The 23513-nt window shown below is 37.2% G+C and carries 24 protein-coding genes; 11 read left to right on the top strand and 13 right to left on the bottom strand.

From position 1 onward, the window contains the following. Positions 1-24: 24 nt before the first annotated feature. The 8 genes from C9J40_RS13220 to cobU form a co-directional block, all read right to left on the bottom strand. Entirely contained in the window at positions 25-474 is a 450-nt protein-coding gene (locus tag C9J40_RS13220) for an NfeD family protein (RefSeq protein WP_107208533.1), read from the bottom strand. Continuing rightward, positions 471-1400 (bottom strand): SPFH domain-containing protein, encoded by a 930-nt coding sequence (locus C9J40_RS13215; RefSeq protein ID WP_107208532.1) that lies wholly within the window; start codon positions 1398-1400, stop codon positions 471-473. Before C9J40_RS13215 ends, C9J40_RS13220 begins: the two co-directional genes overlap by 4 nt. Positions 1401-1589: 189 nt before the next feature. Further along, positions 1590-1865, bottom strand: coding sequence for a hypothetical protein (locus C9J40_RS13210; protein WP_105062330.1), 276 nt, complete (start codon positions 1863-1865; stop codon positions 1590-1592). A 506-nt stretch (positions 1866-2371) separates the two neighbouring features. Further along, positions 2372-2977, bottom strand: coding sequence for a histidine phosphatase family protein (locus C9J40_RS13205; RefSeq protein ID WP_107208531.1), 606 nt, complete (start codon positions 2975-2977; stop codon positions 2372-2374). A 325-nt stretch (positions 2978-3302) separates the two neighbouring features. After that, a complete protein-coding gene (locus C9J40_RS13200; RefSeq protein ID WP_107247162.1) occupies positions 3303-3782 on the bottom strand; it encodes a hypothetical protein in 480 nt (159 codons plus the stop codon). A gap of 729 nt (positions 3783-4511) precedes the next feature. Continuing rightward, positions 4512-5978: a cobyric acid synthase gene (locus C9J40_RS13195; protein ID WP_107247161.1), complete on the bottom strand. Its 1467-nt coding sequence runs from the start codon at positions 5976-5978 to the stop codon at positions 4512-4514. 35 nt (positions 5979-6013) lie between these two features. Further along, positions 6014-6640 (bottom strand): histidine phosphatase family protein, encoded by a 627-nt coding sequence (locus C9J40_RS13190; protein WP_107247160.1) that lies wholly within the window; start codon positions 6638-6640, stop codon positions 6014-6016. 15 nt (positions 6641-6655) lie between these two features. After that, positions 6656-7210 (bottom strand): bifunctional adenosylcobinamide kinase/adenosylcobinamide-phosphate guanylyltransferase, encoded by a 555-nt coding sequence (gene cobU, locus C9J40_RS13185; protein ID WP_107208527.1) that lies wholly within the window; start codon positions 7208-7210, stop codon positions 6656-6658. Between the two features lie 258 nt (positions 7211-7468). On the opposite strand from cobU, the gene C9J40_RS13180 reads away from it, so the two are divergent. Continuing rightward, positions 7469-8572 (top strand): nucleotidyltransferase family protein, encoded by a 1104-nt coding sequence (locus tag C9J40_RS13180; RefSeq protein WP_107247159.1) that lies wholly within the window; start codon positions 7469-7471, stop codon positions 8570-8572. 90 nt (positions 8573-8662) lie between these two features. Here C9J40_RS13180 and C9J40_RS13175 read toward each other — a convergent pair whose 3' ends face one another. Continuing rightward, complete coding sequence (locus C9J40_RS13175) at positions 8663-9118, bottom strand: helix-hairpin-helix domain-containing protein (protein ID WP_107208525.1); 456 nt, start codon at positions 9116-9118, stop codon at positions 8663-8665. Between the two features lie 380 nt (positions 9119-9498). Between C9J40_RS13175 and C9J40_RS13170 the strand changes: the two genes are divergently transcribed. Next, complete coding sequence (locus C9J40_RS13170) at positions 9499-10308, top strand: alpha/beta fold hydrolase (protein WP_107208524.1); 810 nt, start codon at positions 9499-9501, stop codon at positions 10306-10308. A gap of 93 nt (positions 10309-10401) precedes the next feature. On the opposite strand, the gene C9J40_RS13165 is transcribed toward C9J40_RS13170, so the two are convergent. From C9J40_RS13165 to C9J40_RS13155, 3 genes are all read right to left on the bottom strand, one after another. Next, positions 10402-11220 carry an alpha/beta fold hydrolase gene (locus C9J40_RS13165; protein WP_107208523.1) on the bottom strand — a complete coding sequence of 273 codons (819 nt, stop codon included), beginning with the start codon at positions 11218-11220 and terminating at the stop codon, positions 10402-10404. Between the two features lie 36 nt (positions 11221-11256). Beyond that, the gene (locus C9J40_RS13160; RefSeq protein ID WP_107208522.1) at positions 11257-12603 is read right to left on the bottom strand and encodes an MATE family efflux transporter; all 1347 of its coding nucleotides are present in this window, start codon (positions 12601-12603) and stop codon (positions 11257-11259) included. Positions 12604-12690: 87 nt separating this feature from the next. Further along, complete coding sequence (locus C9J40_RS13155) at positions 12691-13269, bottom strand: nucleoside triphosphate pyrophosphohydrolase family protein (protein ID WP_107247158.1); 579 nt, start codon at positions 13267-13269, stop codon at positions 12691-12693. A 346-nt stretch (positions 13270-13615) separates the two neighbouring features. Here C9J40_RS13155 and C9J40_RS13150 point away from each other — a divergent pair, with 346 nt between their 5' ends. The 7 genes from C9J40_RS13150 (at position 13616) to C9J40_RS13120 (ending at position 20296) form a co-directional block, all read left to right on the top strand. After that, positions 13616-14338 (top strand): glycerophosphodiester phosphodiesterase family protein, encoded by a 723-nt coding sequence (locus tag C9J40_RS13150; protein ID WP_107208520.1) that lies wholly within the window; start codon positions 13616-13618, stop codon positions 14336-14338. A gap of 286 nt (positions 14339-14624) precedes the next feature. Then, on the top strand, positions 14625-15908 hold the full coding sequence (locus C9J40_RS13145; RefSeq protein ID WP_199187082.1) for a sodium:proton antiporter: 1284 nt from the start codon (positions 14625-14627) through the stop codon (positions 15906-15908). Between the two features lie 312 nt (positions 15909-16220). Further along, complete coding sequence (locus tag C9J40_RS13140; protein ID WP_107208519.1) at positions 16221-17126, top strand: DMT family transporter; 906 nt, start codon at positions 16221-16223, stop codon at positions 17124-17126. Positions 17127-17263: 137 nt separating this feature from the next. Beyond that, a complete protein-coding gene (locus C9J40_RS13135; RefSeq protein ID WP_107208518.1) occupies positions 17264-17947 on the top strand; it encodes a DUF4336 domain-containing protein in 684 nt (227 codons plus the stop codon). 141 nt (positions 17948-18088) lie between these two features. Then, positions 18089-18364, top strand: a complete 276-nt coding sequence (locus C9J40_RS13130; RefSeq protein WP_107247157.1) for a hypothetical protein — start codon at positions 18089-18091, stop codon at positions 18362-18364. A gap of 83 nt (positions 18365-18447) precedes the next feature. After that, the gene (locus tag C9J40_RS13125) at positions 18448-19524 is read left to right on the top strand and encodes a DUF2817 domain-containing protein (protein ID WP_107247156.1); all 1077 of its coding nucleotides are present in this window, start codon (positions 18448-18450) and stop codon (positions 19522-19524) included. 19 nt (positions 19525-19543) lie between these two features. Continuing rightward, entirely contained in the window at positions 19544-20296 is a 753-nt protein-coding gene (locus tag C9J40_RS13120) for an alpha/beta fold hydrolase (RefSeq protein WP_107247155.1), read from the top strand. Positions 20297-20325: 29 nt separating this feature from the next. Here C9J40_RS13120 and C9J40_RS13115 read toward each other — a convergent pair whose 3' ends face one another. Beyond that, complete coding sequence (locus C9J40_RS13115) at positions 20326-21189, bottom strand: LysR family transcriptional regulator (protein ID WP_107208514.1); 864 nt, start codon at positions 21187-21189, stop codon at positions 20326-20328. A gap of 117 nt (positions 21190-21306) precedes the next feature. Between C9J40_RS13115 and C9J40_RS13110 the strand changes: the two genes are divergently transcribed. Beyond that, the gene (locus tag C9J40_RS13110; protein WP_107247154.1) at positions 21307-22374 is read left to right on the top strand and encodes an HlyD family secretion protein; all 1068 of its coding nucleotides are present in this window, start codon (positions 21307-21309) and stop codon (positions 22372-22374) included. A 62-nt stretch (positions 22375-22436) separates the two neighbouring features. Continuing rightward, a complete protein-coding gene (locus C9J40_RS13105) occupies positions 22437-23447 on the top strand; it encodes a DUF2955 domain-containing protein (protein WP_107247153.1) in 1011 nt (336 codons plus the stop codon). Positions 23448-23513 lie beyond the last annotated feature (66 nt).

The following is a 23513-nucleotide window of genomic DNA, read 5'->3' as shown; positions in this document are numbered from 1 at the left end:
GTACTCTGTACTGCGCATTTTTTATTATGAAGGTTTTACAATTAAGGTTATTCCTTCTACATCAACGACTACAACCTTCTGCCCTTCAACTAAATCAACGTCTGTTTTAACACTCCATGTGGTATCACCAAGTTGCAATCGGCCATTTCCAGCATTCATTGCTTTTTCTACTGTAATAATTTGACCAATCAATTGAGCGCCACGTTGATTTAATTTTGAAACAGAGGCATCCGTTTTGTCTTTTTTATGCTGGTATCTCCACCATAACCAAGTGGTAAATAGCGCAAATACTGCAAAACAAACCCACTGTAAGGGCCATGAAACAGGTAACATTATTAATAAGACGCCGACTAGAACAGCTGAAATACCAAGCCATAATAAATACCCAGCAGTGCCAAGTAGTTCAAGTAGCAATAACACTAAGCCTAATGCTATCCAATGCCAGAAATTCATTTGTTCTAGTAAGTCGATCATGCATTCCCACCTTTATCTGTTTTATTACCCCATAACTCGGCAATACCGGCAACAGAACCCATCAAGCCCGTGGTTTCTAATGGCATCATGATGACTTTACCATTCTCAGACTGCCCTATCGCTTTTAGTGCTTCCGTATAGCCTTGCGCGACAAAGTAATTAATTGCTTTAACATCACCATTCGCTATTGCATCTGATACCATTTTCGTTGCTTTGGCTTCAGCTTCGGCTTCACGTTCTCTCGCTTCTGCTTGCAGAATCACTGACTGTTTTTCACCTTCAGCTTTTAAAATTTCTGATTGCTTTTGTCCTTCAGCACGGAGAATTTGAGCTTGGCGCACACCTTCAGCTTCCAAAATTTCAGCACGTTTGTTTCGTTCAGCTTTCATCTGCGCGTTCATTGCTGCGGTTAAATCTGTAGGCGGTTGTACGTCTTTTATTTCAATACGAGTGATCTTAATACCCCACGGATTGGTTGCTTGATCGACAATTGTGAGTAGGCGGCTATTAATGGTATCTCGTTGCGATAACATTTCATCAAGCTCCATAGAGCCCAACACCGTACGCATATTCGTTAACGTTAGATTACGAATAGCGAGTTCAAGATCTGATACTTCATATGCTGCTTTTGCCGCATCGAACACTTGAATAAAACAAACTGCATCAATTGTTACTGAAGCATTATCACGAGAAATAACTTCTTGCGCAGGAATATCTAACACTCGCTCCATCATATTCACTTTATTACCGACTTTATCAATAAAAGGAATAATCAAATTTAGACCTGGACGAAGTGTTTTGGTATAGCGTCCAAAACGTTCTACTGTCCATTCAGATCCCTGAGTAACAGTTTTAACACAGGATGCAATAATGACTATCGCAACAAAAATAAATATAGCAATGGTGATTAACGAATCGTATGGCATAGCGTCTCTCCCTAATAAGCGTTAAAGCATTGTACCATCGGGGTAAGTAAATATGCATCAACACACAAGAAATGAGACATAGTTAAAACAGAACAGTAAATCGTAGTTGACCAGAAAAAGAAAACGCCAAATGAATAAACATTTGGCGTTTAATTAAGTACTTATTGTGTATTGGTGATTGCTACATAATTAGCATTTACGCATAGTTACATCTTCAAACTCACCATCAATCACTGTATGAGCTGATTGTTGACGGTAATCCGTGTCAACTTTGCGATCTCGTCCAGCAAAACCTTCACTAAAAGTACGCTCTTCAAATTGAACACCTTCTGATGCTAATTTGCGTTTAATAAATGGTTTTGCAATTAATGCCACGACGCCCATTAAAAGAGCCATTATCGCAGCAAAAGAAACAGTAAATAATCCAATAACTACAGCAACAAAACCAGTAAGTAAATTTTTCATGGCTAAGCCTCTCTCTATAAAATTTAGATAGAACAATAGTTAACTCACTTGTTACTATTTTCTTTCTAAACTGATCTGCACTCTCTCGTAGCAGTTATTTTTAGCTTACAACTAAATTAACTGACTGAAGATGAACCGAAGATGAACATATAACCTATTGTTCACAATCTACGTATTCTCTAACGAAAACTGAAACTTACAAAAGACCGTTAGTGATAATACAAACTATAAAGAGCCTGTTTCTATATAAGGTGGGAGGTAGGACTATGGAATACCTACAACAATGAGTCAGCTCCGATCTCATCGAACCTTAATCCCGCCATGTCGGCGATGTCCTAACTTAACGTCACCACAAGTTAGGTCAGCACAACCCGTGATAAGCCAGATTATAGTCGCTGATTACTATTATTCTCTGCACTCCCAGCTTCAAGCCGTCGCCTAGAACTTTAAAACTATAACACTTTAAAATTTATAAAAGCAATAATAAACAGCGAGTACGTGTTGTTTTACACAGCTTCCACTGATACTTCACACTGTATGCGGCTAATCTTATGATCTGCTAATAAAAAAAATGCATTTTGTGGTAAATCTTGCTCAAAGGTTTCACTGTAGCTCATGGCAGCATATACCCCTCTGAACACTGCACCTGTTAGACCATGTGAAACAACGATAAGATGATCAGGAATTAAGTCATCATGTAAAAAATCTTTAATTCGATGAACAACTGATTCATATGATTCACAATTTGGTGCTGAGAGATACCAATCACGATGATTCAATAGCTTCGGATTATTCTGAACTAAATCAGGAATAAAACATTTTTCCCAGTCACCTAAACTAAACTCTTTTAAGCGCTCATCAGTCGTTATTAAATTGCTATCTATTCCTAACTCTTCACAGACTATTTTGGCTGTTTCTATCGCTCTGCCAAGTGGACTGCAATAAACAGCCCAATGCTTTTTATTACCAATTTTTAGATTGATAGATGAGCCAATCATAGATGCTTGTTCTTTTCCTAATTCCGTCAAGCCTGAGTTACAATGTCCTTGTAAGCGTTGTTGAGCGTTAAACGTTGTTTGACCATGGCGTAATAGATAAATGCTTTTTGACATTGTATTCCCCTTGCGATAAGAAGAAATTACACCACTTACTACCTTACGACAAGTTGAATAGCCTTTTAATAGCAAAAAGGCATACATCAAGCCTTAACATAATGAACACAATGGGAATGGCTTGGTTTACAGGAACAAGAACGAATCAATAGTCTAACTGTTCTAAATTAAAAGTATCGTCTATATAGATCAAGACAACTCCTCCTTGAGGATAGTCACAACGCAGATTGCTAAATCGACTACGTGCATGTGTGCAGAAGGAGAAAGGAAAGAGAGGGAGAATAGTGAGTAAACCTTCTCCCATACATATGGTATAGCTATATATTTAGCGGCTCATCCAAATATCACTGAAGCGCTGTGTTGATATATGAAAAAACAAATCATCTTTTTGCTTATAAACATTAACAAATGTTTTTTCTATATCTACAAATTCTGTATTTCTAAATTGAGATACAACAAAGGTTAAATCATTATTAGTTTTAGGTGTATAAGCCCAGTAATTCAAATTGTCTTCATTTCTCTTACAATGCTTTTCCATCTCAATTTTCTTGCCATTAATGAGCATGGATACGGTACCATTAAGACCTTGAATATTGCATTGACTTAAAAAACGCTCAAAGCCATTATTGTTATACTTCGCTTTGTAGAGTTTAAAGAATAACTTTTTTCCACCGAGTTCTGGTGGCGTGATCAATGCAGATAAAACGTAATGTCCGTCAATACTTGATGAGTTCCAATCCTCTGCTTTCACATTTAATGAACACATCATCAGTAATAAAGATGCGATACATAACAGCTTACTCATATTATTCCTTTAACATCAATAACAGCCACAATAAAAGAAGAACGTTCTTTTTAATCAGTTTAACAGCAATGTTATGCGTCATCAAAAGAATCATTGGACCCATTAAAGCTAAACATGAAATTTTTATACATACTTTCTGTATTTTATTACCAACCTGTAAGGTAATTAATATTATGAATAGACATTGAACTGTATGAATCTGGGATTTATATCACTTTAATCTTCAGTTAATATTACCATTACATACTTAAATTTGCCCCTTATCGCAAAATGGTCAATTAAAATTTCATTTAATTTATGAGAGATTAACCGCACAAAATAACAACTAAGTAATCAAATTACTTGCTTAATTGTGAATCCTTTTCAGATTTCTCAATAGTATAACCCCATGTTAAGACTAGTAATATATTGACAAAGATAATACTAAATTCTCTATAAAAATAATTATTGTCAACTCCACTGCCTTTAAATGAAGGGATTTAATACCGCAGTTAAACCACTACTTGATGTTATATTTTTACATATATCCAATAAGTACCACGCCTGTCAATAAACTACATACTTAGCTTTTCCATTTTTTATGTCAATAGAATAAAAAAAGTACGTATTAAATATTATAAATACGTAGATTACTTGATATAACTTAATGATAGCGTTTGTATATACCGCGTATTCCAGTAATAGAAAACCAATATAATATATTAATAACTATCTTTCGGATTCGACTAACTAAAACCCTAAGTTATTTAAGTCTAAATACTGCTCTACTGCATCTGCAATTATGTTAATCCCATCTTCTTTCGTTTGTTGAAAATCAGAAGTTCGGATATCTGTTAAACCAGCCCAAGCTAAGATTTCATTACAAGCCGATTGCAGCTCAAAGATCCCATGTAAATACGTACCAAAAACTTGATTATCTACACCTAACATACCATCCACTCCATCGGTGAGTTTAATAGGCGCATCTTGCTCTGTTTCAACAGACGTAACCCCCGCATGGATCTCGTAGCCTGTGACAGCAACGGTATTATTCGCGGTTAATGTTAAAGAGCCAGAAACTTGCTTAAGTTGCTTATGCTGCTTAATTTCAGTCGTTATAGGTAAATACCCAAGCCCTTGTGTATTTCCACTTTTCCCTTCAATACCATAAGGATCTGAAATTGACTCTCCAAGCATTTGATAACCGCCACATATTCCCATCACTTTGCCACCGAAACGCAAATGACGTTGTATCTGTTTATCCCAATGTTGAGATCGTAGATAATCTAGATCGCTGCGCACACTTTTAGAACCCGGTAAAATAATTAAATCAGCAGGGGGGATCGCTTGTCCTTTACCAATAAATTGTAGGTTAACCTGTGGGTGCATCCGCAACGGATCAAAATCGGTATGATTACTTATACGTGGAAACACGGGCACTATAACCGTAATAGCATTATCTTCTGCATCGATTTGTTGAACGTTAATGGCATCTTCAGCCTCTAGCATTAGACCATGCAGATAAGGCAACACACCAATAACCGGTTTACCTGTTTTTTGCTCAAGCCAATCAAGCCCTGATTCTAATAATTTAATATCTCCTCTAAATCTATTTATAACAAAGCCTTTCACTCGCGCTTGTTCAGATTTAGATAACAGAGCTAATGTGCCATAGAGATGCGCAAATACTCCTCCTCTGTCTATATCAGCAACAATAATCACAGGGACATCCGCTTCTTCAGCAAAGCCCATGTTGGCAACATCATTTTCACGAAGATTTATTTCAGCAGGACTACCAGCGCCTTCTATGATTACCGCATCATATTCTTCCGTCAGCCGCTGGAAAGATTCTAATATAGGCTTCATAACAACTTTCTTATAGCTGTTATAGCCAATCGCATTCATATCTTCCAACACCTTACCCTGAACAATTACTTGGGCTCCAATATCCGTATTGGGTTTTAATAACACTGGATTCATATGAACGGTGGGCTCAATACCACAAGCGAAAGCTTGTACGGCTTGTGCTCGACCAATTTCGCCGCCATCTTTCGTTACAGCACTATTAAGCGCCATATTTTGTGATTTAAATGGCGCAACACGAATGCCTTTACGCGCAAGTACACGACATATTCCAGCGACAAGCACACTTTTCCCTGCATCTGATGTTGTGCCTTGAACCATTAATGTCCGTGTTGTATTCGCTATTTTATCCATGTTTTGTTTTATTAAATCCTGTAAAGATATTGCAATTAATCACAAAATGGCGGCCATTGTAGCTGAGGCCAATCTTGTTGATTATCATGATAGACAGTAATGCGCATTCTGGCGGCATAAGGTAAATGAATGCGATGAAGGTAGGTGTTATTACGTGGCATTTCTAGTAACAGACGTAACAGCTGACGCATAACGCCAGAATGCGTAACCAATAAGATTTTTTTTCCTTTATGCTGTGTTAATAAATCTTGCCAAGCTCGCTTTATCCGAATATCAAACTGCTCTAGCGTTTCGCCATTATGTGGCGCTGTTCCGTCTTCACAAACGTGCCAAGGATCGTGCCAATAATGGTCAATATTATCCCCAAGTTGTTCAACTAACTGCTGACGCGTTAACCCATCCCAATCTCCAAAATCCATTTCTCGCCAACTATCACTATGCAAAACATTAATCATGAATTTATGTGCCATAAAATCAGCAAATGAAGAGCAACGTTGTAATGAGGAGCTTACAATACAATCAAGGTCTTTGAGATTTTCGATGGCCACCTTCATTTGCTCAAAACCTTGTTCAGTTAGTACAAAATCAGTGTGGCCTCGTAAACAATTATCACCTTCAGGTAAACCATGCCGTAGAATATCTATTTGGGTTATCTTTGCCATTAGATCCTCACCCTTTTATACAACGCTTAACGTCGGGCCTTTTAATACTTGTGGTATACCAGCAGTTACAAATATTACCCGTGCAGATTGTTTCGCAATCGCTTGATGCAGCCAACCACTCTCATCGACAAATCGACGAGAAACTTCACCTAGCGGCACTATTCCTTGCCCTACTTCATTACTCACTAAAATGATATGCCCTTTTGCTTCACTAATAGCGTGTAGAAAGTCTGTTTTTGCCTGTTGCCATGAATGGTTACCAATAGGTTGAAATAAGCAGTTATTTAACCATAACGTTAAACAATCGATCAGTAAGCATGTCTGATTGTTACTATGTTCACGAATAATATTTGCCAAATCATAAGGCTCTTCAATCAGCATCCACTTAGAAGGACGTTGCTGTTTATGAATTAGAATGCGTTCAGCCATTTCATTATCACAAGCGGTTGCTGTTGCTACATATTTAACAACCAAGCCAGATTGTTCTGCGAGCTGTTCCGCTAAACGACTCTTACCAGAACGTGCACCACCCAAGATCAATTCTGTACCCAGCAACGGCTTTACATGCATAATAAACCTATTAATTATATAAAATACAGAATGTTAACTTATTAATACCATGCTGTATTGTGGCATTTCACAGTTATGAACATGGATAGAAAATATTTACAGTCACCAAATTTCAAACGGCAGCAATAGAAGCCAAAAGTGTCTTAATTTCAAGATTGCCTAGCAATAAAAATTCTCTTTCATTATGAGTAAATTTGATTTTTATTATTAAAGACTAATACTTAGACTATGAATTAAACAATCTATTAGGAAGAAATTATGGCTTCTCAACAAGTACGACTGGTTGATGTGTTGAGACTTCCAACGGTTTTGCTTTCCTTAGATTCAAGATCTCTCTACCAAATTATTACGGAAGCTCGATATTTATCATTACTAGGACAATTAAAAAAAACCTGTGAACGTAATGAAATTTGGCAAGATCTTCCTCTTTTCTTCCAGCAACAGCTAATTTCAGGCTTTCATAGTTATGAAAAACAAAAGCAATCATTAGAATTTGAACATCAGGAGTTAACCAAACAGTTTCAAGGTATATTACCGTCATGGCGCTATATTCGCGGTAGCGCATTACAACTTTCTGAAGTTGAGGCATTTTCAGGTAGGATTAAAAACAATATTGAGATATTAATTTCTAAGTCATTTGTAGAAGCTGTTTTACAACGGTTGTTAAATAATGGATGGCGTTATAAATATATAACCGACTACGAGGAAACTTTCTATTGTCGTTGGTCTCAGCAAACGACGCCGTTAGTTCATAAAGAAAGACGAACTGAGTTAGCTATTCATTATCATTTATTACCTAAAACACTAACCCATAAATTAAAAGAAGCACCTTTACTTCACCATCATATATCTCCCAGTATTGCCCTACCAGCAACGCTTTTATCTCCTGAGGCTATGGTACTTCATCAGGCTATTATGCTCTTTAATCAAGTTGATTTTCATCATGGCTTACGTGATATATACGACTTAAATTTACAATTTCAGCATTATGGACAACAGCGATTATTCTGGCATAACTTAATTCAACTTCACCAGCAAATTGGAAAAGATAACAGCCTGTATCTTGCACTTTCGTTATGTCAAAAATTATTCGATTTACCGATTCCTAGCAACATGCAAGAATATTTAAATCAATCACAATTCCAGCGTACAATTTTCTGGCTTTATAAAGATAGATTTACTGAAGTTATCAATCATGCTTTTCCAAAACACCAAAACTCTAATTACCATTTTGCAGTTAAATCATTACGCTTTCGTGGCCGTTTAAAACGTATGCCTATTTATGCAATTGTGCCGCACATTATTAAACGGAGTGTGCTTAATTTGATGCCACATGAGGAAGATGAAGAAATCATTTACTAATGCATTTCTCTTTAATCAAAAAACCTCTTAAGCACTTTCAACCAATAAGTAGCCTAGTGTGTTTAAGAGGCTTTATAGCGAAGATCTACTTTAGAACTTTAAGTATTTCTTCATTTTACCGACGCTTTTTTCGCCAAGCCCTGTGACCTTTTCTAAATCTTTACTACTTTTGAATTTTCCATTCTTTTTGCGGTAGTCAACAATCGCTTTTGCTTTTGCTTCACCAATACCAGGAAGTGATGCTGCAAGCTCTGAGGCTGAAGCAGTGTTCACATTAACGGCTTTAAGTTGCTTTTTAACTTCTGTTTTTGACTTTGTCGTGGACGCTTTTTTACTATCAGTTACTTTAGATGAAGATATCTTTTTTGCTTTATCTGCTTCTTTTTTCGCAGACTTCTTCACCTTGGTAATACAATCCATTTTTTTCTGCTTATCTGCCTTATATTTGGTTTCACATTTCTTGATAAGCTTAGTGGTATCGGTTGTAGCAGCCTGAGATGCAAATGGCACAATGAACGCAAGTGTTAATAATAATTTTTTAAACATTAGAAAACTCCTTTATAGATAATCCAGTGTAGATTAAAGACGATTGATACAAAAAAATAAAATAAAACATCATAAAGCGTTTAAACCATCGTTTTTATTCACCTTTACGGCTTAAACCATCAGTAAAGACTCTCACTTTCTTTTATTTATAGATTTATCCATATGTTTTTAAAGTGATTTTTATATCTAGTAAAGAAAACATAGCATGTAGTTTAATTTGTGTTCAATGTAGTGTTGGGTTATGCGATCTTGTTAGAATTATTACAATTATTCATTACTAAGTGGCTACCTTTGGCTATAAGATAGCTATCTTGTGGTCAGGTGAGCTAATAAATAACACCATACTATGATTCACGCTTCTTGCGTATAAAGGACTTTTGATGACAGACAACATGCTTTTTTATAAAACCTACCCGCACCCAAGCAGTAATGAATGGGTAGTGTTTGTGCATGGTGCCGGTGGCAGTTCAGCAATTTGGTACAAACAGATTAAAGCGTATAAACAACACTTTAATTTGTTACTTCTCGATCTACGTGGTCATGGTAAATCCAATAACATGTTCAAAGACATGATCGCTAATCCCTATACCTTTAAAAGTGTGACGAAAGATATCGTTCATGTACTTAATCACTTGAAGATTCAATCAGCACACTTTGTCGGAATATCTCTGGGCACAATCATTATTCGTAACTTAGCAGAGATAGCACCAGACAGAGTTAAAACGATGATTTTAGGTGGCGCAGTAACACGTTTAAACACTCGTTCTCAAATTTTAGTGAAACTAGGTAATATGTGTAAGCACATTATTCCTTATATGTGGTTATATCGTTTATTTGCCTATGTTGTTATGCCGCAAAAAAATCAACGCGAGTCTCGACATTTATTCGTCAGAGAAGCGAAAAAGTTGTGTCAAAATGAATTTAAGCGATGGTTTAAACTGGCAACAGAAGTAAACCCCATCATGAAGTACTTTAAAGAAAAAGAACTGTCGATACCGACATTGTATTTGATGGGGGCAAATGACTATATGTTTATCAAGCCAGTAAAAGAGATGGTTCAACGACATAAATTTAGTTTTTTGACTGAATTAAAAGATTGCGGGCACGTTTGCAACGTAGAAAGACCGGATGATTTTAATCAACACTCGATCGAATTTATTAAACAACATAAAGCCAGTTATACGGCTTAACATTCTATTGTAAAAAAGGCATAACGCTGCTTAATGATCTTTTTCTAGATCTTTAAGTGCACGTTATGCCATTTTTTTCTGTTTATTTATTAATTAGCGTTCAATGTGCTTAGCTAAGAAAGCTTCAAGTTGCTTGGTTACAAATTCAGGTTGTTCCAAGTTACTAATATGCCCAGCCTCTGGGATCAATACATATTCGCTATCTTTGATCTCATCATGCATCAACTGCGCTTCTAGTGGCGGACGTGGATTATCTTCCATACCTGATAAAATCAAAGTAGGTGCTTTAAGTTGCGCTATATCGTCAAACGTATCTCGACGACCAAACACCATTTTACCCACTTGTGCAATGGCTACTGCTTTATCACCTTTCAGAGATACTAAATGTTGTCTAAAACTATCAACAAGCTCTGGCGTATATTGCTCGGCTTGACGACGGAAAAATAAAGGAACAACACTATCAATAATTGCCTCAGGAATAGCCTGCTGCTCAATAATTGTATTTAACATTGCAAAGTATTTAGCATGTAATACTTCAGGCTCGTAACCTAAAAAAGTATCCATCAATACTAATGCTGTAACACGTTGAGGTACTTTTATGGCAAGCTCTGCTCCCCACATGCCTCCCACTGATAAACCAATAAGCGAAAAGTTATCTATCTTAAGGTGATCAAGTAGTGCAATAACATCATCAGCGTAATCACGCAGCGTACGTGTTTTTTCAGGTGCAGCATCAGCCTGACCATGTGCCCATAACTCAGGCACGATACAACGATAATGCTGACTCAATGCCTCTATTTGTGGTTGCCACATTTTGCTGTCCCACAAATAGCTATGGCCCAAAACGAGTACAGGGCCTCTACCTTGATCTAAATACGTTAATTTACGATCTTCAATTACATAACTTTGCATGCATATCCTTGTCATCATTTATACGTGTTTCACACGCTATCTTACTGCATCTACTTCAAATTGATATTTTTTATCGATCAAGGCAAGTCCCTTTCGATAAAAAATCCATGCGCTGATCCCTGCCGCAAAATTACCAAGCATTGCTCCAGTAAATAGACCTGGAAGACCTGCAAGTTGCGATCCTATCCATAAAATCGGTAGGAAACAGATAAACAAACGCCACGCTGAAATAAATAATGCGCGCATCGGCATTGCTAGCGCATTACAAATCGATACCATAATCATACAAACACCCAATGCGCCTAGACTAATAGGAACGCGTGTTAGGTGCATTAAAAGCACTTGCTGTACTTTGACATCAGATGACAATAATGAACTTAATGGTGACGACAGTAAGAAAATGATGATTGCTATAATAAATTGCCATGCAAGGACAAAAGAGACGGCAATGTTGATCAAAGTTTTGATCCCTTGAATATCTCGTTTACCTAACCGCTTTCCTACCATCTGAGGCATAGACATAGTCAAAGCCAATACAACGACGATAGAGAAAAATTCAATTCGCGACCCCAAAGCCCAAGCGCCGACTGTAGCGGCACCAAAACCTGCGACTAATTTCGTCGCTAACATAGAAGATACAGGAGGCAATAATTGACTCATCATGGCCGGTGCCATGATATGTCCAAGCTCTTTAATCGACTGAATAATATTCAAGCCAGCCCAATGAAAGCTTAACCATTTTTTTTTCATCACTAATGGGAAAACCACCAGCATACCAATAGTAAATGCAGTAATCGTTGCCCAAGCAGCACCATTAATACCCAGTCCAAATTTAAAGATGAACAACGGATCTAAAACAATATTCAATAAGCTTGTTACCATCATCATGGTACCCGGTAACAAAGTATTACCATTTGATCGACATAAGCTATAAGCAAAATACAACATCGAACCACACCATGCACTCATTAGCCAAATAGGCCAATAAGTATCAATGATAGGAAGTACATTTGCTGGCGCATCAAGTAAATGCATGATCACATCACGAAGTGACCAAATGACACCACAGAGTAAAGCGATACCAATACCGCCAACAAGCACAACTAAACCGCCGAGTTGTTGCGCTCTTACTTCTTCATTGGCACCTAACACTCGTGAAATCAATGCAGTAGTCGCGATACCTAAACCAACTTGAAGACCAATAACCACCATTTGCATTGGTAGTGTAAAGCCTTGAGCAGCGAGTGGAAGTACACCAAGCTGAGCGATAAAGGCACTATCTACAAGTTGAAAACTCATCAGCGATAACACACCGAATAACATCGGCCATGTCATTTTAAAGAGGTCTTGAGTTAAAGTTCGAGTATTAGAAGGTAGTTTCATAGATCACTTCTCTTACTGATATAAATAGTTATTACATAAAAACAAAAAATCCCCGCATGAGCGAGGATAGTTGTTCTAATTAAACAATTAGCGGATAACAAGTTTGACCAAATCGGCAGGTCGATAATAAACCGATTTTAGTACCTTACCTTGACGAATAATTTTTCCATCAAGATCTACATCTTGAGCACACTTAGCAATAATATAATCACCTTTGGTGCTAGCCGTTAGTGCAACGCCCTGCTTTGCATAAAACGCTTCAGTGTCTGCGTATTCCTCAGCATTACGGCACACTTTACTCATATTGCTAGAATGGACTTCATTCCAGCAAGCCATAAAATCAATACCTAGGCGAGCTGACATTTGCAACAGAATATCAATCAAATAACTAATACCGATATTATCTTCTACTTGTTTATCACCTAGATGAACTAAGCGCCCCATTAACACATAAACAGAGTCAACGATCGCATCCGCTTGCTCAACTAAAGAATCCGCTTCTGCTAGTTCTGTCATTTCTTCAACAGCAAGTGATGTATGTAAGGCGTCTGCTTGAATATCTAGTGTTTGAGGTGATTCGATATCAAGATCGAATGTAGAACGAAACTCTCTAATATCGCGGTAAAGATGATCAAAAAGAGGTTGGTCTAGCACTGACAGTCTCATTCGTTTTCCTTGTCTCAAATTATAATGGTCTAGTCATTAAAAATACGACGTAAATAGTAACGATAAATATTTTTAATCAGACAACCACAGAATACTAATCTAATCAGAGACTAGATACAAAACCAATTATGAAATCAGTTTTCGTTTGTTGCTAAAACCATCACTTCAAAGATATGCAACGTAACCCTTATGTCTTGTTAGTAGAGAAAAAATCATTGAATGTATGTGTACAAATGTAACAAAATGACATCATGATATTGCGATATTAACACTTGATTGTTCATTAAAATAGATGAAAATCAGTTTGTTAATTTACAACCCATGGTTATTTATTTTGGACTCTCATATGATTGCAGGACACCGTGGTGCACGCGCTGTTGCACCAGAAAATACATTGATTTCCATGAAAGCTGCCGCTGATGCAGGTGCAAAGTGGATTGAGACTGATACTCAACTTTGTGAAGATTTAGTGCCTGTTATTATCCATGATAAAAGCGTACGTCGATGTACGAATGGTTCAGGGAGTGTTCGTCATAAAACGCTACAGGAATTGAAACAACTTGACGCTGGCAGTTGGTTTTCACCAGAGTTTGCAGGAGAAACCATCCCTACGTTACATGAGCTACTTGCCGCTTGTGATGAATATGGCCTTAATCTTAACCTTGAAATAAAGGTACATTACGAAGAAGAAGTGGCCTTACAAGTAACAAAAACAATTGAAGCGATAAAAAATTATGGCTTTGATCCAGAACGTCTTATTTTATCTAGTTTTTCTTATAACGCGGTTCATCAATGCTTAGAGCAATGGCCTGAAGTACGCCGAGGGTTAATTATTGAAGATTGGGTACCTGATATTGAACGATTAGATGAAAAATTGAAGTTGTACAGTATCCATCTCGATCATCATCTTCTCAATGAAAAACTTGCAAAAGAAATTATCCAAGCCGGTAAAGTACTGCAAATTTGGACAATGAATGACCCTAAAAAAGTAGCTAAATTTACTCGCTGGGGCGTATCAACAATCATCACAGATGATCCTGCATTACTCATTTCAGTGCTTAACGACTAACATCTTTTCTGTATAAGCGCTTATTGGCAAGCGCTTATCTCCCCCTTACAAGCTAAGGGCTAAATTATAATTCAAGCTATATTTTTGATTATTTATATTCCGAAATAATACAAATAATTCTAATAGCAATCTGTATAAAATGTTTCAATATGTGTGGGTAATATTAATACTATATGAATGATATATTGATAGTGATTCTCTCTGTTTGAAAAATCGCTCTATATTATAAATAACCGTAACTGAATAATATTGTCAGAAAATAATCAGAATTGGGAGAAAAATCTTCATGTCAGTATATGACACTATATGTATTATGGCGGCAATTGCAGTCTTTATTTCAATAATTAACCATAAGATTGGACGTTTTCAAACAACCATTGCGATTACAGGTTGGTCTATCGCTATATCGCTTATTCTTTTAGCATTAACTAGCTTTGGTTATATTTCAATAGATAAAGAAAATGCGTTAATAGAGCTTATTCAACATATAAAATTTGAAGACTTCTTACTAAAAGGTGTGCTTGGTTTCTTATTATTTGCAGGTGCACTAAATATAGATTTAAACCATTTAAAAGACCAAAAATTTGAAATTACCTTTCTTGCTCTTGTCGGCACGCTATTTTCTACTTTTTTTATCGGCATTGTCATATGGTTAATATTCAATCTTATCGGTATTGACCTCAATTTTATTTATTGCTGTTTATTCGGCGCACTTATCTCTCCTACCGATCCAATTGCTGTATTAGCAATTGTGAAAAAATTAAAGGCGCCACAACGTATTTCAACTCAAATTGAAGGTGAATCATTATTTAATGATGGCGTAGGTTTAGTTATTTTCGTTACTATTTTTGAAGTCGCTTTTGGAAAAACAACGCCAACGGTATCTGGTACTGCACTACTTTTCATTCGTGAAGCCCTTGGCGGTATTGCTTTTGGTGCAGTGTTAGGCGGTATATTCCACTACCTAATTAAAGGTTCAAGCGATAATATGATGCGCTTAATATTAACCATGCTTATTCCTACCTTTGGTTATGTATTAGGTGAACATTTAGAAGTTTCAGCCCCTCTTGCAATGGTTGTTTCAGGGATCCTAATTGGCAATATCACGCGTAAATACATTTCAGAACAATCGGCAGACCAAATGGCACATTTATGGGAATTGGTCGATGAAATTTTAAATGCCGTATTATTCCTTCTTATCGGTTTTGTGATGATCACCTTTAGCTTCCACCGCATTGATATCATCGCGGTAATTATTGCAATCCCACTCGTATTATTAAGTCGTTATCTAAGTATTCGTCTCTCTTATATCGGTTTTACACGTTACCGCCAATACAACCCAGAGTCTGTTAAAATTCTTACATGGGGCGGCTTACGTGGTGGCTTAGCACTTGCTATGGCGATGGCTATCCCAGCCCATATTTACTTACCATCACATCCGGATGTCAGTGTTAAAGAAATCATTGTCTTAATGACTTACGCTATTGTGATCTTTTCAATATTGATCCAAGGCTCAACCATTACCCCAATGATCATGAAAGCAAAAGCGGTTGACAATAAACCATTCTAAGGAGAGAACATGTATTGGATCCATCACCATCACATTATTATTGCATTTGTTGGTCTAATTGCTGCCTTTGGTGCCGGCCTTATTGGGCTTTATAAGCAGAAATAAGAACAGCAAAACCAGAGACAAATCCATACAAAAGAGATAAAGAACCGTTATGTTTTTATCTCTTTTTTTATGATCAACGTCTAATTCGAGCAAGTATTGCATTGATCGTTACTTTTGAATAATTAACTACATTTTTACAATCAACCATTGTTAATAAAATCGCTTCCTTTATGATATTTTTAATCACTTTAAATAAGACATATATTAATGACCACCAGCAATGAGAGTTTAATTCCATTAGGCGCACGTTTTATGCTCCTTTCTGCCCTCGGTTTTGCCTTAATGTCTTCTACCGTTAAATACGTTAACCAAATAGGCATTCCAGTCTTTGAAATTGTTGCGGCGCGTGCTGTTGTTTCTCTTATCATTAGTTATTTAGATATTAAGCGTAAAGGCATTTCGGTCTGGGGGAATAATAAGCCATTATTAGTTGTTCGAGGTATTGTAGGTACTATTGGACTCTCATGTGTTTATTATGCTGTTACTACACTTCCCCTTGCCGAAGCTACCATTTTGCAATACACCAATCCCGTATTTACTGCTTTACTTGCCGTCATCTTCTTAAAAGAGCGCGTTCAATTTTCAACGCTAGTGTGCATTTTTTTGAGTATCTTAGGCTTATTTTTTATCGTTAATCCAACAACATTAACATCTGGAAGTTCTCACCTGCCCTTATTTAGCGTCATGATTGCATTAATCGGTGCTTTCGTTAGTGCTATTTCATATATTATTGTGAAAAAACTCAGTAGCACGGAAGATAGCTCCGTCATTATCTTTTACTTCCCGCTGATCACCTTACCATTAGCCCTACTTTTGATCGCTGATAACTTCGTTGTCCCTGATTTACCTACCACTATCTGCCTAATATTAGTCGGCATTTTTACACAAGTAGGACAAGTCGGCTTAACAAAAGCGATGCAAACTCAAACAGCAGGAAAAGCAACAGCTTACTCTTATGTTCAAATTGTCTTATCAATCATCCTTGGATTTATAATCTTCAAAGAAGTCCCATCTATTTGGACCTACCTCGGTGGTGTACTGATTATTTCGGGGGCTGTTGTGAATCTGTTTGGCCACAACATGATGAAAAAGATTAAACGCACCACGGTATAAGTATTGAAGAAACATAAAGAGTGATGGATTTTAACAATATCTTAATGATAATCTAATGAAAGAATTTTCATGATGAATTACGGTCAAGGAATGACCGTTTACAACATAATCTATCAATGTAGTACGCAGGAAGCGGTATGATCGAATGTTATAAAAATAGACTTTGGTATCAAGATTTTGCCATGAAAACCAACGGTATTGCGGTTGGTTGTAAAATGACAGTGATAAAATTAGACGATGATCGTTTGTTTATTCACTCCCCTGTTGAACTCGACAATGCATTGAAATCAACCATAGAGCAACTGGGTGAAATTGTCGCCGTTGTCACTCCCAATCAAAGCTATCATCACTATTTATCAGAGTGGTGGCTCGCTTATCCAGATGCCTATTTCTTTGCCGCTCCTGGTTTACAACAAAAACGTGGAGATCTAACGTTTGACGACGTATTACGCCAGTACACTCCCGCTTTATGGCAAGGACAACTATTACAAACCTTAATTAAGGGTAGTGACAACTTTGAAGAAATCGCCTTTTGTGATCCTTTATCAAAAACATTAATTTTGGGTGATTTACTTGCATGGATGGTTGATAAGAAGCACCCACTGAGTATAGGTTATGGGCTTCTAAACGGTTGCTATATTCACCCAGCCATGCCTTTCTATTTACGACTCAGTTTTACCGACCGCGTAAGATTACGCCAATCAATTCAAGAGATCTTAACATGGCCTTTTGACCGTATCATTTTTGCAAAAGGTAAAGTTATTGAGACAAACGGCAAACAGTTATTCTCAACCGCTTTTCACTGGTTATTCCACGCTTAGCAAAATAATGCTTATTTATTCATCTGTCTCACAGTAATTGTGAGACAGATCAATAAATACATTCACCTAAAGCGCATAGTATTCTGATTATTATCGCCATGCTTATCACTTTTTCAGATAAGTTTGATTCGGAACCATACTATGAATCCAATAAGAATTTATATTCGCGACATTTTAGGCCTTGGTGTTGTCGGTATGTTTATCTTAGCAATGCTTGGGATTATTTTTGCGGCTGTTGGAGCCATTCACTATATGACAGGGGCAACAGATTTAGTTGCTAAAGATCTTCATCTTGCGATGACCCACATTGTTTTTTTAGTCCCAGCATTGTTACTCGGCTATGCTATCAACCGACCAAAATGGATAGCGGAAACAACACAGTTTCGCTTAGTAAAAGCCAAGAAAGAGTCTGCATAAGCTTTAATAGAAAAAGAGCCTGACATCTAATTGTCAACATACACTGATATTGTTTCTTTTTTATCTTTGTGTGTGAGGCTCTTTTGCTAAACGCTAAAACTTCCCCTATTTCAACGTTATTACCAGAACTCTTACAACTTGAAACGTTAATTGAAAGGTTAAGCCAGTACAAATCCCCTGTTCCATTTCACTGTAATGTATTTGCCCACATCCCTTGCAATGATCATTTTCCTCAGCATAATAAAAATAGCTTACCACTCTATGCGATTCATCTTGGTACGCCTGATCCAAATGCACCATTAATGCTATTTGTAGGCGGTGTTCATGGTTTAGAACGGATTGGCACTCAAGTACTGCTGTCATATCTGCATACAATTATCGAACGTATGACATGGGATACCACGCTACATCATCTTTTACAGCAGATTCAAATCGTTTTTATTCCTTTAGTAAACCCTGTAGGGATGGCGAAAAATTACCGTTCAAATGGTAATCATGTTGATTTAATGCGAAATGCACCTTTAAACAGTCAAGAAAATACAGCTTTTTTAATTGGTGGACATCGCTTATCTCCTCGCATCCCTTGGTTTAGAGGAAACAACAGTCAACAAATGGAATTAGAAGCAGAAGCATTAACCCGTTACGTTACCGACTTAACAACATCTCGACCTGTAACACTGTCGTTAGATTGTCACTCCGGCTTTGGTTTAAAAGATAGAATTTGGTTTCCTTATGCCCATAGTGCAAAACGAGCCTTCCCTTATATTGGTGATGTTTACCATCTCCGACATAGATTTATGACGACTTACCCTAATCAAAATTATATTTTTGAGCCTCAGGCTTTGCACTATCTCTGTCATGGGGATTTATGGGATCACATCACCCTACAATGTTTAAAGCAACAACAGGCTATACTACCACTAACATTAGAAATGGGATCTTGGCGTTGGATAAAGAAAAATCCACTTCAAATTCGGCAAGCATTGGGTATTTTTAACCCCATGAAACCTCAACGTATACAACGCGTATTACAAAAACACATTGTGCTGATGGATTTCATGATCAATGCGACTGCAAACTACCCATCATGGTTCAATCACGCAGATAACCCTTACTACAAACAACAAGCATTATCTCGCTGGTATAAAAAACAACAATAAACTACTGTGGCTTTTAAATATGACCAAACAACACACTATTATATTATTGCGAGGATTATTCCGAGACCAATTTCATTGGGGGGACTTTCGGCAAACGCTGAAATCAAACTTTCCCCGCTCAAATATTGTTTGTCTTGATATTGCAGGCAATGGCACTCGTAATAACGAAAAAACACCATCGAGCCTTGAAGGCATTGCTCGAGATCTGCACCAACATTTCCATGCTTTACAGCCAGATCATCAAGCCGATATTATTGCAATTTCTATGGGAGGAATGATTGCTTTAAAGTGGATGACATTATTTCCAAATGATATTCGTAAAGCGATATTGATTAATACCAGTACCCAAAGCCTTTCTCCCTTTCATCAACGTTTACGTTGGCAGCGCTATATCGATATTTTCCAAATTTTATGGTTACCAAACTTAAAACAAGAAGAAAAAATCATTCATTTAACATCAAATAAACAATGGGATAGCGTTGAACTTATTGCTTTATCTCATCGCTGGGCTAACTGGAAAGAACAACATCCCATTTCATGCTCCAACATGTTTAATCAACTCAATGCTAGTCGTGAGTTTATATTACCGAATAAGCTATCTCAGCCAATTAGTTTACTTACAAGCGAGCAAGACAAGCTCGTAAATTACCAGTGCAGTATTGATTTAGCTAACTATTGGAATTTGCCTGTTCATATTCACCCCACAGCAGGTCACGATATACCGCTTGATGACCCACTGTGGGTTTGTGAGCACGCTAAACGTTTCTTATAATCTCACGTATTCTTTCATTATCAGTTTAATTACTTTGAAAATTGCTCACGTAGTAATTCAATCATTGCTCGTGTTTTTTTCGGAATAAAACGACGGGATGGATACACTAACGTCATAACAATATCTATTTCAAAGGTATCTGGAAGTACTGGAATTAAATCGCCGCTGGCAACTTTATCTTCAAATAAGACAACTGGCAGTATAGCGATTCCTCTACCTGATTCAGTTAAGTGATTAATTAAACCAAAATCTTCTGAAACCAAACGAACATTCATTCTTTCTGGCAATAACGTTGAGTTATATCGGCTCGTTAAAATCGGGTGTTGATAAAGCGCTTCCATCGTTGTTGGTAAACGGTATGATTCAAGATATTTAGGAGAACAATACAAACGGTTCGCTGAACTCAGAAACGTTTGTTGAACATAGTTTTCGTTAATCACATCAACAATGTTTGGCAATAGCTGTAAATCGATATTCTCTCTTTTTAAATCGATGCTTTCATACCGATGAATAATATCTAATGTTACATCTGGAAATTGTTCTGTGTATCGATCCAATATTTCAAGAAAAACAGAGGATGAAATAAAGGCTGCAGGAATCGCCATTTTAAGCACACCACTGAATGCTTGTTGCTGGCTTTTCACTAAATTCACCGCTTGGTCAACTTCACTTAATGGCTGGTTGATATATTGATAAAACAACCGTCCATTTTCAGTTAATTCAATTTGTCGTGTTGTTCTTATCAATAACTGACAACCAAGATCTTTTTCAAGTTGTTGTATTCTTCTGCTAATTTTAGAACGTTGTAATGAATGTGCTTTTGCCGCAACACTGATCCCACCATGTCTGACCGTTAACATAAATAAATAAATATCATCTAACGATGCTTTCATAACACATACAACCATTGTCCTAAAAATAGAACGCAAGTGTAATACTTATTAGTCTATTTAATCAAATACACACTCTTTATAATAATGTGATAAAGATCACTATAAAAAGAGACGCTCATGGCAAATGCTGACACAACATTCCGTCACTGGATGAAAGGATTAATCATCCTGTTTTTACTCTTCATGGGGTATATCATTGTTGCAGATAGGCATATTCCACTTACAACAGAAAGCCGTGTTCGTGGCTATGTCGTTCAAATTGCTCCAGAAGTCTCTGGCAATATCACCTCAGTTTCGATCACTAACAATCAGAAAGTAAAAAAAGGTGAGGTGTTATTAACTATAGATCCATCTAAGTATGAGCTTGCCGTTGACCGCGCAAAATTGGCATTACAACAATCTTTGGAACAAGAAAAATCTTTGTTAGCACAAGTTGAGGCAGCAAAAGCGAATGTTGCCACCAGCCAAGCCAATTATGACAACGCAAGAAATGAATATGGTCGTATAAATAAACTGGCGCAGAAGAAATTAGTCTCTGCGTCTATGCGTGATTCAGCATTCGCGAAAGATCGTAGTGCATTATCGACATTACATGCAGCACAACAGCAACTGTTAGCCGTTAAAGCTAAATTAGGAAATACAGTCGGTGAAACAACACCAGTCATGTCCGCGAAAAATGCTCTACAACAGGCAGAACTTGATTTAAAACATACTAAAATTATTGCACCAAGTAACGGCGTCATTACTAATCTACAAGTTGATGTAGGTACAATGGCTACAGCAAACAAACCTATGCTTACATTTATTCCAACAAGTTCTATGTGGGTTTCAGCTGATTATCGTGAAAAGTCTACAGCATTAATTAATAAAGACTCTGTTGCCTATGTCACCTACGATGCATTACCCGGTCAAGTTTTCAATTTCCATATCGCTAATCGAGACTTTGGTGTCGCCGCAGCACAAGAAACACCAAACGGTCAATTAAGTGCTGTTGAGGTTAATAACCGCTGGGTACGTGACGCACAGCGTGTGCGCGTTAATTTAACCAGTGATACGCCGTTACCACATCAATTGTTTATTGGCTCACGTGCTACTGTTGTTATTTATTCAGATAACAGCTTGTTATGGCAAGCCTTAGCGAGTATTCAAATTCACCTAGCGAGTTGGTTGCACTACATCTACTAACCGCAGTGCGATCAATCTTATGGTTGATCGCCCTTTCTTATCGCTTAAAAAAGGAGCTAATAATGAAAACAATGCGGATCTGGTTTGGATGTGTTTTAGGGCTCGCTATTAGTATGATTTTTGGTTGGTCTTATGGTTTTTTCGCTGCTTTACTGCCAATAATGGTATTAATGAAGGCAGAACGCTGGAATTTATCATTGCTTGTGCAACTGATTTTAGGAATTATCTGGGTTACAGTACAAGTGACTTTTATTTCAGGTTTCTTGCAACCCTACCCTGTTTTAATGACTATCGCTGTTGGTATTATGCTAATGGCAAAATGCAAAGCGATGATAAACCCTAAAACCTATTTATTTGGGTTCACTGGTTTGTTAGTTGGTTCAATCGCGCTTAACTTTGCGAGTTATACCGGATTTGATCTTGAAGAATTCAATATCACCTTGTGGATGAGTGGATTAATAACTGCACCTATTTGCGCCCTTGCGTATTTTCTTTTCCCTGAATCTGATAAAGAACAAACAGCACCTAGTATAAATAATGACACGCAGCGCGTTGATCGTATCGGGATGATCCGCCAAGCCGCACTGGGTTGGATAGTTGCAATGGTTGCTTTTCTTTTGTTTCAATTTGGGGATTTACGCGATTCATTATCCGCGCAAGCTTCTATTTTCATTGTGCTCGCGCCAATGACACTAATAGGCTCCATCGCTGTCGCTAAAATACGTATTACAGGGACATTTTTGGGGTGTTTAGCGGGTATGATTATCCAGTTAGGGCTTTATTCATGGGTTAATAACGGCATATTATTTCTGATGGCTTATGCGATAGCTGCAGGCTTTTTCTGTCACTGGATTGCACAAGGTACCATAAAATCAAGTATTGCTTTTTCTGCGATGTCGGCCTTAACCGTACCGCTTACAACATCATTAATACCCGAGCAAAAAGATGCCTTTTTCTCTATTTTATATCGCTTCAGCTCTATTTTCGTTGCAGTGATAGCAACTTCAATCGTAATTTGGATCACCCACCACTTTTTAATTCGGGTAATCAAAGCCCCTAATGAGCAATTTTAAAAACGATAAATAAACCAGCTAGTATCAATACTACGTTGGTTTTTCTCTATCATCTTGCGATTATCA

Source organism: Photobacterium sp. GB-72, assembly GCF_003026095.1.
GTDB lineage: Bacteria > Pseudomonadota > Gammaproteobacteria > Enterobacterales > Vibrionaceae > Photobacterium.
The sequence above is the reverse complement of the archived record's forward strand: the minus strand, read 5'-3'. Positions and strand labels throughout refer to the sequence as shown.